The organism is Kitasatospora sp. NPDC059327, assembly GCF_042752535.1.
Lineage (GTDB): Bacteria > Actinomycetota > Actinomycetes > Streptomycetales > Streptomycetaceae > Kitasatospora.
The window spans coordinates 71,199-84,357 of sequence record NZ_JBHYYB010000004.1 but is presented as its reverse complement, the minus strand read 5'-3'; the positions used below and the strand labels follow the sequence as shown (position 1 = coordinate 84,357).

The window sequence follows — 13,159 nt, the reverse complement described above, 5'->3', positions numbered from 1 at the left end:
CCGGGCCCGGCCCCGCGTTCCGGGCCGACCGGGGCCCGCGCCGGGCGTGCGGCGCGGGCCCCGGTGCGGGTGGGCGGCGCGCCGACGCGTCCGGAGCGACGACCCCGCGGTGCCCGGACGGGTCTACGGAGCGCTCGTCCCGGGGCGGGCCTTGCTCATCTTCGTCGCCCTGGCCTGCGCCCAGCGCAGCAGCAGGACCGCGACCACCACCGCCATCAGCGCGGCCTTGCCGACCGGGACGGCCGTCCCGCCGCGCAGCGCCGAGGAGAACATCGGCGTCAGCGCCGCCACGGCCACGGCCGGCCCGGCCGCGTACCAGGCGGCGAACAGCAGCGGGCCCGTCCCGCCGCCCGCGCCCTGGGCCGGGGACAGCATGAGGTCCTTGCGCAGGACCCCGCGGCAGGCGTTCACCAGCCCCGCCGCGACCAGTGCCGGCGCGGCGGCCGGCGCGAGCCAGGCCGCCGGGCCGGTGCCCGCGGTCAGCAGCGCCCCGGCGCAGGCCAGCCCCAGCAGGAGCCCGGCCAGCGTCGGGACGATCGCGTGGCGCAGCATCAGCCCGGCGAACGGATACGGCGACCAGGAGGCTCGCCGGACGTCGTCCGTCTCGATCCGGGCCGGTTCCAGCAGCTGCGCGACGGCCAGGTAGCCGAACACCAGCGCGACGGCGGTGGCCAGCCAGGACAGTCCGCCGGTGGCGTCGTGCGCGAGGACGGCGCAGAGCGGCGCCGGTACCGCCAGCACCACCGCGCGGCCCAGCCGGGAGGGCGCGCGGAGCAGGGCGAGGGTGTCCCGCCACGGCACGACCAGCCAGGCCCGCCGGGGTGCCGGCAGCCGGAGCCGGCGCTGCCGGCCACTGCCGTTGGCGCTGTTCACCGCCAGCCGGGCGTTGCGCAGTTCGACCGTTCGGAGCGCGGCCAGCACCCCGGCGGCCGTCCTGGCCCGCTCCCGCAGCCGGGCCAGCGGCACCGTCACGGCGGCCCGGTCGGCGAGCACCAGCGCGGCGGCGGCCGACAGCAGCAGGAGCGCGGCTGCCACCCAGCCGCCCGTCACGGCGGCCGGGGTCGGCGCGAGCGCCGCGATCGCGGCCCAACCCCACGGCCCCGACCACAGTTCGACCAGCTCCAGCCCGTGCACCGGGTGGCCGGCGACGGCCAGCGCGCTCTGCCCGGCCAGGGCGATGATCAGCAGCGTCAGATACGGAGTGAGCCGGCGCACCCAGCGGGCGGCGCGGTCCCCGCGCTCGACCACCAGCGCGGCGCAGGTGGCGAGCAGCGGCACGCAGAGCCCGCCGAGCAGGCACCAGCCGAGCGCGGCCGGCAGGCCGACCCGGACGGTCAGCCCGAGCGCGACCATGCCGCCGACCGCCGCGACCAGGCCCGGGAAGGCGGCCACGGCGCAGGACAGCCAGAACCACGGGCGGAGCACCGGGCCGGGCCGGACGGGGTGGGCCAGCAGCCAGTCGGTCGCCGCCCGGGGCGGGACCACCGGGCCGCGCCACAGGCCGTCCCTCACCAGCAGGACGAAGGTGAGCAGACCGATCGCGGTGATCCCGGCGGGCATGGCGGCGAGCAGATCGCCACCGTGACCGGTGTAGTCGGCGCCCATGGAGGCCTGCAGGAACAGGCCGAGGCTGGGCACGCCGCCCCAGATGGCCAGGATGAGCAGCACGCAGTAGACGGCGAAGCCGACCGACTTGGCGCGGTCGCGTCGGTGCGGCGCGCGCAGGGCGCGGAGCAGGGCGAGTGTCTCGTCGGTCCAGTCGTCGTCGTCCGTCCACGCCTCGACGACGGCGACGGCGTCGGGGCCGGGGCCGGGGGCGGGCGCGGGGCCGGCCGTCGGGTGGGCGGTGGTCACCGGACACCCGCCGAACCCGCGGCGGCGCGGGCGGCGAGGTCGGCCGCCAGGACCTTGTGGGTCGCGCCCTGCTTCAGCACCTTGCCGTCCTCCAGCACCACCACCCGGTCGGCCACGTCCAGGGCGAGGTCGGTGTGGTGCGTGACCAGCAGCACCGCGACACCGTCGGCCAGCTCTGCCTTGAGCAGGTCGGCGAGGTGTCGGCGGGCCTCCGGGTCGAGCCGCTGCTCGGGTTCGTCCAGCAGCAGCAGATCGCGCGGGCGCACCAGCGCGCAGGCCAGCAGCAGGGCCTGCATCTGCCCGGACGACAGGGCCGAGGGCAGCGCGTCGGCCCGTTCGCTGAGCATCCGGTCGGCCAGGACCTGGGCGACCCAGCCGGGCGCGTCGGCGACCCCGTGCGCGACCGCGACCAGGAGCAGGTGCTCGCGGACGGTCAGGTCGGGGTAGCAGGTGACGGTGTCGCCGACCACCGCCACCCGGGCCCGGATCCGGGGGTCGTTCTCGTCCATCGGGATGCCGTCGAAGACCACGGTGCCCTTGCTGGGGGCGTCGCGTCCCGCCGCCACCCTGAGCAGGGTCGACTTGCCCGATCCGTTGTGTCCGAGCAGCGCCACGCACTCCCCGGCGGCCAGCGACAGACTCACGGGGCGGAGCACCTCCCGCTCGTCGTACGAGCGGCTGACGCCGGTCAGCTTCAGCAGGGGCTTGGGTGCCGCGGCACGTGGTTCGGCGGCGTTCTTGGCCATGGGGAGGGTGCCTCTCGACGGGGTGTCCGGCCACAGTACCGATCCGTCGGCCGTCACCCGGGCGAGGGTACTGCCGGTCCGGAGCCGCTGCGAACGTCGCGCCCGGTGCGGCCCGCGGTGGGGGTGTGGCGCACCGCGGGCCGGGCGAGGCGGGGGAGACGGGAACGGGTCAGTGGAGGGGGCCGCAGAGGGCGGGGGCGGTGGCTTCCTGGGGGAGCATGGGGTTGAGTTCGCTGGCGCCCAGGACGCTGTCGTACTTTCCGTTCTTGTTGTAGTCGATGCCGTGGATCACCACCACGGCGTTGTCGGCGCGTACCTGCTGGGCGACGTCGTCGGTGATGGAGATGGTGCGGGAGTAGGTGTAGGTGCCGCCGGAGGGGAAGCGGTCGACGGCCAGCGCGCTGGCGGGACTGGTGTCGCCGTTGGTGGTCAGCGAGGTGCCGATGGCGCCGTAGGCGCGCAGTCCGTCGGTGGTGGAGGTGGCCAGGTGGCCGTTGTGGAGGCGGGAGTCGTCGGCGGTGGGGCACTCGCCGGAGCCCTTGACGTGGATGTGCATGGCGTGCGGCGCGTGGTTGAGCAGGCCCCGCACGTGGATGGTGATCTTCGCTTCGTGGCCGTGCAGGGTGACGGTCGCCGTGCCGATGCCCTGGACCCGGTTGTTGGCGACCGGCAGGAGCAGGGCGTAGGTGAAGGTGTTGCGCTGTCCGGGCTTCGAGTCGGGGCTGTGGCTGGAGTCGGCCGAGGCCGCTGCCGCGCCGAAGGGCATGAGCAGGGCGGCGACGGCTGCGGGGATCAGGAGTTTCCTCATGGGAGGGCTCTCTTCCGGGACGGGGTGTCCGCGCGGCAGCGATACGGTCTGCCACCGACCTGGTGGTCGGGAACCGGAGGTGGCGGCCGCGGCGGGCCGGTCACCGTCACACGCTTTCCACCTGGTATTCGCCGCGGCCGGGGTACCGGACGGGTCGGACGGGCGCATGCGTCGGTCCGCGCTCCGGAGGGTTCGTCTCCGGGGCACGCGGGGCGGGGCCGGCCGCCGCCGGCCGGCCCCGCCCCACACCTGCCCGCGGGCGCCGTGCGTGCCGGGTCAGGCGGGGTCGATGACCACGATCGGGATCTCGCGGTCGGTCTTGGCCTGGTACTCCTCGTACGCGGGCCAGTGGCCCACCATGACCGGCCAGAAGGCGGCCCGCTCCGCCGGGGTGGCGGTGCGCGCGGTGCCCTGGACGACGGTCGGGCCGACCTGGACCCGGACCCGGGGATCGGCCGCCAGGTTCCGGTACCACAGGGGTGCCTCGTCGGCTCCGCCCTTGGAGGCGACGACGAGGTAGCGGCCGCTGTCCTCGCCGTAGATGAGCGGGGTGCGCACGGCCTGCCCGGAGACCCGGCCGACGGTGGTCAGCAGGAGGGTCTGGGTGCCGTTCCAGCGCTGCCCCTCGGCGCCGTTCGAGCCCACGTACTGCTTGACGTGGTCCAGCTGCCAGGTGCCCGGTGCGGGGTCCTTGGGGTGGTCCCAGTCGATGTCGGTCACGGTGTTCGCCTGCCTTCGTGTGGAACGGGTCGACAGTGTCGACAACGACCGGCGACGCCTCCGGGCACGGTCGCCCCGGGGCCGGCGGTCCGGGCAAGCTCGGGGGCGCGCCAAGGGGACAACGCGGGAGACCGCGGGGGCAGCGGGGGGCGGAAACCTGCTGGGAGAGGCCGTCGGGGTCGAGCACGCCGCCCGAGGCCTGGTGCGGACCGACCCTGGCCCGGAGCCGTGCTCGCGTCGGCCCTTCCGGCGGGGATCGGCCTCACGGCCCGAGCCGGCCGTCGAGCGCGGCGTCGATCAGGCGCTGGGCGTTCTCCCGGACGACGGGCGCCGCGCCGCGGAGGTTGCGTCCGACCTCGGCGGCAGGCCTGTCCAGTACCGTGTCCGTGGTGGCGCTCGCGGCGCCGTGCGCGCATCTGCTGGCCCGCCGATGGGCCCTGCGCAACGGCCTCCGGCCGTGGGAGGCCGCCCTGGTGGCCTGGGTGGCCGGCGCGCTGGTGTCGGCGGCGGTGATGCGGCTGCAGCGGTCGGCGGCGGTCGGCGGCGTGGTACCCGGCCGTACCCCGCGGCGCCGTCGCGCGTCGCGGGGTACGGCCGGTCCTGGACCGGGGAGGTGGGTGACCCGTCACGACCTCGAATACGCCACATGGATGACGCCTTCACACATCGCCTCGATCATCGAGGTCCTGTCGCCCCGGGGGTGAGGTGGGCGCTGGGGTCGCCGGGTCCTTCAGCGGGCTGGTCGGGCTCCTGGACGAGTGCCTCGGCGGGGACCGTCCAGGACGAGTGGGTGTTGACCTGGGTCACGGTGGCCCCGGTCAGCTGCTTGTAGCGGGTCGCGATCCGCTCGGCCAGCCCGGTGGGCAGCGATCCGGGCTGCTCCTCGGCCCGCGCGATGCTCTCCTCCGGTCCCAGGTCGCGATTGGCCAGCACGATCGCGTTGACGGCCGGTCGGCGCATCCGGTCGTAGCGGTGGAGCGCCGCGACGGCGTCGTCGTCGCGCGCCAGGCACCAGGCCAGCACCCGGCCGTCGACGACGGACTGCGAGCCGCCGTTCATGCCCATGGGGAACATCGGGTGCGCGGCGTCACCGAGGAGGGTGACCCGCCCGAAGCTCCAGCGCGGCAGGGGGTCGCGGTCGACCATCGGGTACTCGACGATCGCCGCGGAGCGTTCGGCGAGCGCCGCGAGGTCGATCCACGGCAGGTGCCAGGACGACAGTCCGGCGCGGGCCTCCGCGGCGGGGACGCGACGGCCCGGGCCGCCCGGGGGCGGTCCGGAGGGGCCGTGCCGCACCTCCAGGACCCAGTTCACCAGGGTGTCGGCGCCCGCGGGCCCACGGTCCTCGATCGGGTAGGCGACGAACTTCGCGCCGGGGGTGCCTCCGGCCACCACGATCGACCGGCCGTCGAGGACCCGCGGGTGGGGTGTGACCCCGCGCCACATGTGGACACCGTTCCCGTTCGGGAGACCCTCGTCCGGGTAGAGCCGGCCGCGGACCGCGGAGTCGATGCCGTCCGCGCCGACCAGGACGTCGGCGGTGTCGAACACGGGCCGACCGCTCGTCCGGTCCAGGAAACGGGCGCGGACGGCGTCCGCGTCCTGCTCGAACCCCTGGAACAGCATGCCGGTGCGGACCGTGTGCGGCCCCAGCCGCTCGCGGACCGCGGCCAGGAGCAGCAACTGGAGGCGGCCGCGGTGCACGGAGTACTGCGGCCAGCGGTAACCGGCCGCGTGTCCCAGCGGCTCCTCCCAGACCGTTCCGCCCGTCCAGTCGTGGTAGTTCAGCCGGTGCGGCGGCAGCGCGACGGAGGCGAGTTCGTTCGCCAGGCCGAGCTCCGCGAGTTCCCGGACGGCGTGCGGCAGCAGGTTGATCCCGACGCCGACCGCCTCGACCCTCCGCGCCGCCTCGTACACCCGGGGCGCGAAGCCGGCGGCGTGCAGGCTCAGGGCACAGGTCAGTCCGGCGATGCCGCCGCCGACGACGGCCACTCTCATCTGTCTGTCCTCGCGCTTCGCCGGAGCCGCGGGCCCGGCCGGTACCCGGCCACCAGCTTCGGGGTTCCCGCCGCACGGGTCCAATAGGTGTTGGTGATGGCAGCCGTCACGACCGCTGATCGCTCCGGGTCCGTCGTGGCCCGCCCGGCTCTGGGCGGCCTCGTTCGCAACCCGTCGGCCGGGTCGCCGAATTGATAGGTTGTCGGCCATGGAGCTCCGTACGCTCGAATACTTCGTCGCGGTGGCGGAGGAGCGGTCGTTCACCAGGGCGGCGGCCCGCTGCCATGTCGTTCAGCCCGCGATCAGCCAGCAGATCCAGGCCTTGGAGCGGGAGCTGGGAGAGCCTCTGTTCGAACGTCTGCCCCGGCAGGTGGTCCTCACCTCCGGGGGAGCCGCCCTGCTGCCGCACGCCCGTGCCTGCCTGGCGTCGGCCGCGTCGGCGGTCCTGGAGTTCGCCGAGCGGTCGGGTCTGCTCGCGGGCTCGTTCACGCTGGGGACCGTCGGGGGGCTGGAAGGCACCGACGTCCCCCGGCTGCTGGGGGAGTACCACCGCCGGTACCCCCGGGTCGCGGTGAGCCTGACCGGGGCGTCGAGCCCCGCACTGCTGGCCAAGGTCCGCGCCGGGGAGCTCGACGCGGCCGTGGTCGCGGGACCGCCGGACGGCGAACCCGACGGCGTCGTCTCGCGGGTGCTGCTGGAGGACCGGATCGTCGCGGTCCTCCCCGCCGGAAGCCGGCCCGCGGACCGTCCGATGCCCCTCGACGAGGCGGTCCGGGGCGCGGTCATCAGCTACGGCTCCGACAGCGGGGTGCACGCGTTCATCCGGGCCGCGTTCGCCGCGGAGGGACTGCGGCTGGACGTCGCGTACGCGACGAACGACGTCGCGCTCCAGCTCGCACTGGTCGCGGAGCGGATCGGCACCGCCCTCACCTCTGGCGCGAGCCCGGTCCTCGCCGCCGACCGGCGATTCGTCGTCGTGCCGCTGGAGCCCGCCGTCCGCTTGCGGAAGGTCTTCGTGTGGCGCGCGGGCGCCCGGCCGAGCGCGCCGCTGCGCGCCTTTCTCGACCTGTGGACGGAACGGTCGGACGGCCCGGCGCGCGATGACGCGGGCCCAGGCGGCGCCGCCGGGTGACCTCAGGCCCGGTCGGGGGTGTTCGCGTCGCCCCCGCGTTCGCGTCGCCCCCGCGTTCCCGTCACCCCGGGGCGGGGCGGTCCGGGGTGGAGCGGCCGGCCTCGCGGTAGTGGCGGGGGGAGAGGCCCGTGGTCCGTTTGAAGGCGGTACTGAAGGCGCTGTCGGAGCCGTAGCCGAGGGAGGCGGCGATGGCGGAGAGCGGCGCGTCCGTACGGCGGAGGGCGCGCTGGGCCAGCCGCATCCGTCGGCGCCGCAGGTAGACGAGCGGAGGTACGCCCGCCAGTTCCTTGAACCGCTGGGCGAAGCTGGTGCGCGACATCGCGGCCGCGCGGGCCAGTTCGGCGAGGGTCCAGGGGCGGGCGGGGTCGTCGTGCATCAGGCGCAGGGCGGGCCCGAGGCGCTCGTCGGTCAGCGCGCGCAACAGGTCGGCCGGGTGGTTGTCGGCACCCCTGTGGGTGAGGAGGGCCCGCAGGACCTGGACGAGGAGCAGCGGAGCGAGGTTGCCGAGGGCGAAGGAGGCCCCGGGCCGGTCGGAGGCGAGCTCGCACAGGGCTTGGGCCAGCAGCCAGCGGACGGCGGGCGCCTCGGCCGTCGTCGCGCCGAGGCGCAGCACCGGCGGCAGCGCGCCGACCAGCAACTCCTCGGCAGCGGGGTCGAGTTCCAGGCGGCCGTCGAGGACGACGGCGTCCCGGCCCTCGACCCCGGCGTGGAGGAAGGGGCCGGCCGTGCTCGGGCGGACCGGTGCCGGCGCGTCGGCCACGGGCGGCTCCGGACCGCTCGCCAGCCCGTGGGGGCGGTCGCCGGCGAGGACCGCGGCCTCGCCGGCCTCCAGCCGCACGGGCTGCTCGACGCTGTCCACCGTCAGCCAGACGGTGCCGCGGACGACGGCCTGGACGGTGGGCCGGCCCGGCGCGGGGAAGGCCAGGGCCCACGCCCCGGCGCCGGTCACGCAACGCGGTGAGGCGCAGCGGACGGCGGTGAGTTCGAGGGCGTCGGCGACGAAGTCCCTCCGGGGCGCGTTCCCGGGGGCGGGCGACGACCGTGGTGCAGCCATGCGCGGACTCTCGCGCAAGTCGTGCGGACGGGCAAGCATTCACACAGAGTCGTCAACCGGACACGATCGGCGGTGGGACGTGTGCGCACCGGATCCGGTGCGGACCGGACCCGGCCGCTGACCGGTGGCCGCAGGACGAACTCCAGGAGGCAGTTCCCATGGGCGGATTCCAGGACCGCGACAAGTTTCACCCGGACGAGGTCGTGCTGTCCGCGGCCGAGCAGGGCGTCATCGCCGAACTCGCCGGCGTCGTCCGGGCCGAGCCGGCCGAGTCCACCGACGAGGACTGACCCGGCCGGCGGCCGGTAGGTCCACGGCGCCGGTCCGCGGCCGCTCGCACGCCGAGGGCCGCGGTCCGGCGCTCCTCCGATCAGCACCACGGATCCAGCGCGCACACCCAGCGCGACACACCCAGCACGACAGACGGGACGGCCGTGACCACCACGCACAGCGCACCTCCCCAGGCCGGGGAGCGCGGCCTCGCGCCGCGGCAGGCGTTCGGGAGGGCCGCGGCCGCGATCGCCGCCCTCGGCCTGGAGGCCGATCTGGCGCCGATCCTCGACGGCAGCCCAGGAACGTGGCGGTGCGTCCTGCGGCGTGACGGCGTGCCGCTGCGCACCGGTCTCGGGCTCGGCAAGGGTGGCCGGGCGCAGGCGCGGGCGGGAGCCCTGTTCGAGGCACTGGAGCACCATCTCAGCGGAGTGGAGGGGCTCGATGCCGAGGGGATCCGGCTGGCGTCCGCACACCGTCTCGCCGCCGGCCCGCTCGGGCGGGACGTCGCCGTGGCACTGCTCGCCCACGCGTCGGACCGGCTGCTCGGCTGCCTGCCGTACCGGTCGCTGCTCGGCGGTCCGGACCTCGACGTGCCGCTGTTCCTCTCCGTGCCCGACTACCTGCGCCCGGCGGGGGACGGCCTGCGCCGCCGGGTCGGGGACAGCTACGACTACCGTTCGGTGGGCCGGTACTCCGTCAACAACGGCTGGGCCGCCGGGGCCGACCCGGTCGAGGCGGCGGTGCACGCGATCAACGAACTGATCGAGCGCGACGCGCTCTCCCTCCTGCTGATCAACACCTTCCTGCGCGCGCGTCCGCGGGTACCGGCCGTCGTCGACCCGGCGACGCTGCCGGCCGCGCTCGCGGGGCTGGTGGAGTTCGCCGCCGCGCGCACCGGCCGTCCGGTGCACCTGATCGACATGACCACCGACCTGGGCGTGCCAGCCTACGCGGCCTACCAGAGCGCGCCGCCGGGGCGGCCCGCCCGGATCTGCGGCTGGGGGGCGTCGCTCTCCCGCGAGTACGCGATCTCCCGCGCGGTGAGCGAACTCGTGCAGCTGCACAGCACCATGGACCTGCGGGAGGAGTACGCGCACCTGCTGCCCGAGCAGCGCGACGACACCCGGCCCTATCCCGCGCTGCACGCCTGCTACCTCTCCGACTTCACCGCCGCGCTGGCCACGGCCGAGGTCCGGCCCTTCGAGCCGACCGAGGTGCCCGACACCCCGGGCGGGCACCTCGACCGGCTGGTGGGTCTCCTGAGGGAACGTGGCTTCGCGGTCTACTGGCGGGACCACTACGTCACTTCGCACATGGCCGTCGTCAACGTGCTGGTGCCGGGCCTGGAGCGGTTCATGCTGGTCACCGACGGCCAGGTGGTGGTGCCCGGCGAGCGCGGCCTCGCGGTGGTCCGGGGTGAGTGAGCCGGTGTGGCGGCCACTGGAACGCGCTGACGCGGCCCGGGTGGCGGGGCTGCTGGCCGCCTGCGAACGGGTCGACCGCACCGATGACCGGCGTGGTGAACCGGACCTCCTCGAAGACTGGGCGGCCTCGGGCATCGACCTGGCCGGCGGCACCACCTCGGCGTGGGCCGGCGCCGGACCGGTGGCGTACGCCGTCACCCGGAAGCGCGAACACGCCGACCCCGTCCACGAGATGACCCTGGACATCGCCGTGCACCCCGCCCACCGGACCCCGGGCACGATGGCACACCTGCTCGCCTGGTGCCGCCGCACCGCGGTCCGACGGCACCGGGAGGGATTCGGCGACGGCACCCCGCTGGAGCTCCACGTCCGGACGCACAGCCGACAGCGGTGGCTCGCCGAGCCGCTCGACGCGGTGGGCTACCGGCGGGTCCGCCACTACCGGGGCATGCGGATCGACCTGGCGGAGCACGCGCCGGCGGTCGCGCCGGTGCTGCCCCCCGGGGCCGTGCTGGTGCCGTTCGACGACCGCTACGACACCCTGCTGCTGGCGGCCCGCAACGAGATCTTCGCCCGCAACCCGGGCAGCGTCGCGATGACGGCCGCGACCTGGCGCCACTCGATGACCGGGAGCCCGTACTTCCGCCCCGAATCCTCCTTCCTGCTGCTCTCCGCCGACGCCCGGGAGCTTCTCTGCTACCTGTTGGCCACCGAACTCGCCGCTCCGGGGCGGGAACGCGAGCTGTACCTCGCCAACGCCGGGACCCGCCCCCACCTGCACGGGCGGGGTCTCTACCGGGCCGTGTTCACCCACACGCTCGCCCGTGCGAAGGACGACGGCTACCGGTGGGCCGTCATGGACGTCGACTCCACCAACGCGATGGCGACCGCCGGCTTCTACGAACGCCTTGGCGCGCGGACCTTCCGTACCTGGACCGGGCACGCGCTGGACCTCACGTCGAGCGGCTGACCGCGCGGTCGGGACAGGTCACGCCGGGGCGGACGATCCGCGGTGGCGGCAGGTCCGCCCGGCGGCGAGGGCGCCGTTGTTCTCCTCGGCGAACCGGAAGCGGACCACCGGACCGGGAGCCGGCGGTGAGGATGCCGGGCCGGGCGTCGGGAGCCCCGGTCGCCCGCCCCTCGCTTCCTGGATCCGTCCGTTCCGGGTCACCAGACCTGCGGGCGCCCGTGCGAGGCCGCCGCCGGCCGGTCGCGGCGGACGTGATCAGAGGGACCTGGCGGGCTCCGTCCGCTGGGCCGCGCATATCGGACCAGTCCGTCGGTTATCCGTCAATACCGCCGCTGAGCTGGGAAATCTCGTTGGCGGTCGATGCCGTCGAGCCCCTAGAGTCGGCGCGCCCGTCCCGATCGGGGCGGAGGTGTGCCCGCGTGCGTGGTCGAGCACGTGGGTCTTCTCAGGAGTTGACGATCTGATGATGTGTGTGGCGTGCGGGGTGCGTCCGGTGGGGACGGGGAGCGGCCGCTGTTTCGGCTGCGCGGAGGCGGCTCCGGGATGGGCCGCGGCGCTGCGTCCGGCGAACGGCCTTGCCGTGGCGGTCTACGCCCTGCTCGCGTTGAACGCCGCGGCGGCCGCGGTGGTCGTCGCGGTCGACATCTGGTCCGACGTGCTCCTGGGCCGGGTGGTGGACGGGTCGGGCGACGTCGATTTCGAGGACTTCGACGCCCTGGAATCCGTGGCCAACGGGGTGAACGCACTGTTCCTCCCCCTGGCGCTGGCCACCGCCGTGGTGTTCGTCGTCTGGCTCTACCGCATCCGCCAGAACGCCGAACTGCTGCTCCCGAACGGGCACCGTCTCGCGCGCGGTTGGACCATCGGTGCCTGGATCACCCCGGTCGTCATGCTCTGGTTCCCCTGGCAGGTGGTGGCGGACTGCTGGCGGGCGAGCGCGCCGCTGGACGCGGAGGGACGGCGGCGCACGACCTCCGAGCTGGCGCTGGGCCTGTGGTGGTTCACCTGGATCGGTTCGCTGATCGTCGGCCGGATCGCCGGCAGCATGGTGCGCGCGGTGGAACCGGCGGGCCTCGGCGACCTCGAAAGCCTGCGCGACTCCATCCGGCTGGAGGTCGCCGGGTCGGCGCTGCGCCTGGTCGCGGCGGTCGCGGCGGTCGTGGTGGTCAACCGGCTGACCGCCATGCAGCAGGCCCGCCGCGCCGCCATCGACCCGCTCGCGGCCAGGGCCGCCCAGGAGGCCTGGGTCCAGGCCGCCGTGCCCGCTGCCGCTGCCGCTCCCGCCGCCGTGCCCGCTCCCGCCGCCGTGCCCGCGGCCGCCGAGGCGCCGCAGCCGGCCACGCCCGAGGCCCGGCCTTCCGTCTGACCGCCGAAGGGTCCGTCCGAGGAGCGCATCCTCGGACGGGCCTGCCGGCCTGCCGCGTCGCCGCACGGTCCCGCTGTCCCGGTCGGTCCGTTGCCCTGGTGTGCGAGGCCGTGGCCGGTCAGGCTAGGTTGCTCGGGTGAGTCTTCTTGATGATGTGGCCGAGCGTGACAACTGGCGGTGCTGGGTCTGCGACGAGCCGGTCGACCCTGACAAGTCGGTGAACGACCCGCGGGGGCCGAGCGTCGACAGCCGGACCGCCGACCGGAAGGCGAAGGTCGCCGAGCGGCTCGCGCACCGCGGGTGCAACACCCGCAAGGGCGCGGTCAAGGTGGTCATCGCCTGGCCGGAGCGCCTGTACGTGGCCGAGCCCGCGCCGCTGATCACCGTCGCCGCCCGGCTGGAGCGCAAGGGCGGCCGCGAGATGGTGGGCCGTTGCCCGACCAGGCAGGACGCCCAGGAGGCGGCGGACTGGCTGGTGGACCGGTTCTCCCGACTGGTGCCGGGGCTCCCGGTGTCCGCCGACATCGAGGCGGGCGGCGGCCAGTTCCTCGTCATTCTGTCCACCGGCCGGCGCTGACCGGGGATCACCGGCACACCCCCCGCGCCGAGTCGAACGGTCGGCGCACATCGGCCTGCTCCGGCGCGGCCCGACCTCGCCGCCCCCGGGACCGCACCGGATCCGGCAGCCACCATCCGCACGCCCCTGCCGGCCGGCGGCGTCCCACGACGACGCCGGCGCGCGCCGGTCTGCCGAGCGGCCTGTACCGAGTAGCCCGTGCCGAGTAGCCCGTGCCGAGTAGCCCATGCTGAAAGA

13 protein-coding genes are annotated in these 13,159 nt (G+C 75.2%); 6 read left to right on the top strand and 7 right to left on the bottom strand.

What is annotated here, in order from left to right:
- Positions 1–123: 123 nt before the first annotated feature.
- From ACFXHB_RS03970 to ACFXHB_RS03945, 6 genes are all read right to left on the bottom strand, one after another.
- Positions 124–1,854, bottom strand: coding sequence for a hypothetical protein (locus ACFXHB_RS03970; RefSeq protein WP_380571881.1), 1,731 nt, complete (start codon positions 1,852–1,854; stop codon positions 124–126).
- Positions 1,851–2,600 (bottom strand): ABC transporter ATP-binding protein, encoded by a 750-nt coding sequence (locus tag ACFXHB_RS03965; protein ID WP_380571880.1) that lies wholly within the window; start codon positions 2,598–2,600, stop codon positions 1,851–1,853. Before ACFXHB_RS03965 ends, ACFXHB_RS03970 begins: the two co-directional genes overlap by 4 nt.
- Positions 2,601–2,769: 169 nt before the next feature.
- On the bottom strand, positions 2,770–3,408 hold the full coding sequence (locus ACFXHB_RS03960; protein ID WP_380571879.1) for a hypothetical protein: 639 nt from the start codon (positions 3,406–3,408) through the stop codon (positions 2,770–2,772).
- A gap of 276 nt (positions 3,409–3,684) precedes the next feature.
- Positions 3,685–4,128, bottom strand: coding sequence for a nitroreductase family deazaflavin-dependent oxidoreductase (locus ACFXHB_RS03955; RefSeq protein WP_380571878.1), 444 nt, complete (start codon positions 4,126–4,128; stop codon positions 3,685–3,687).
- Between the two features lie 262 nt (positions 4,129–4,390).
- Positions 4,391–4,573, bottom strand: coding sequence for a hypothetical protein (locus ACFXHB_RS03950; RefSeq protein WP_380571877.1), 183 nt, complete (start codon positions 4,571–4,573; stop codon positions 4,391–4,393).
- Between the two features lie 230 nt (positions 4,574–4,803).
- Positions 4,804–6,126, bottom strand: a complete 1,323-nt coding sequence (locus tag ACFXHB_RS03945; protein WP_380571876.1) for an FAD-dependent monooxygenase — start codon at positions 6,124–6,126, stop codon at positions 4,804–4,806.
- A gap of 208 nt (positions 6,127–6,334) precedes the next feature.
- Here ACFXHB_RS03945 and ACFXHB_RS03940 point away from each other — a divergent pair, with 208 nt between their 5' ends.
- Positions 6,335–7,258, top strand: a complete 924-nt coding sequence (locus ACFXHB_RS03940; RefSeq protein WP_380571875.1) for a LysR family transcriptional regulator — start codon at positions 6,335–6,337, stop codon at positions 7,256–7,258.
- Positions 7,259–7,319: 61 nt separating this feature from the next.
- On the opposite strand, the gene ACFXHB_RS03935 is transcribed toward ACFXHB_RS03940, so the two are convergent.
- Entirely contained in the window at positions 7,320–8,312 is a 993-nt protein-coding gene (locus tag ACFXHB_RS03935) for a cupin domain-containing protein (RefSeq protein ID WP_380571874.1), read from the bottom strand.
- A gap of 158 nt (positions 8,313–8,470) precedes the next feature.
- On the opposite strand from ACFXHB_RS03935, the gene ACFXHB_RS03930 reads away from it, so the two are divergent.
- The 5 genes from ACFXHB_RS03930 (at position 8,471) to ACFXHB_RS03910 (ending at position 12,922) form a co-directional block, all read left to right on the top strand.
- A complete protein-coding gene (locus ACFXHB_RS03930) occupies positions 8,471–8,602 on the top strand; it encodes a hypothetical protein (protein ID WP_380571873.1) in 132 nt (43 codons plus the stop codon).
- Between the two features lie 144 nt (positions 8,603–8,746).
- Positions 8,747–10,009: a YcaO-like family protein gene (locus ACFXHB_RS03925; protein WP_380571872.1), complete on the top strand. Its 1,263-nt coding sequence runs from the start codon at positions 8,747–8,749 to the stop codon at positions 10,007–10,009.
- Positions 10,002–10,979: a GNAT family N-acetyltransferase gene (locus ACFXHB_RS03920; protein WP_380571871.1), complete on the top strand. Its 978-nt coding sequence runs from the start codon at positions 10,002–10,004 to the stop codon at positions 10,977–10,979. The genes ACFXHB_RS03925 and ACFXHB_RS03920 overlap by 8 nt, the downstream gene beginning before the upstream one ends.
- 580 nt (positions 10,980–11,559) lie before the next feature.
- Positions 11,560–12,345 carry a DUF4328 domain-containing protein gene (locus ACFXHB_RS03915; protein WP_380571870.1) on the top strand — a complete coding sequence of 262 codons (786 nt, stop codon included), beginning with the start codon at positions 11,560–11,562 and terminating at the stop codon, positions 12,343–12,345.
- Between the two features lie 136 nt (positions 12,346–12,481).
- On the top strand, positions 12,482–12,922 hold the full coding sequence (locus tag ACFXHB_RS03910; protein WP_380571869.1) for a hypothetical protein: 441 nt from the start codon (positions 12,482–12,484) through the stop codon (positions 12,920–12,922).
- Positions 12,923–13,159: the final 237 nt, after the last annotated feature.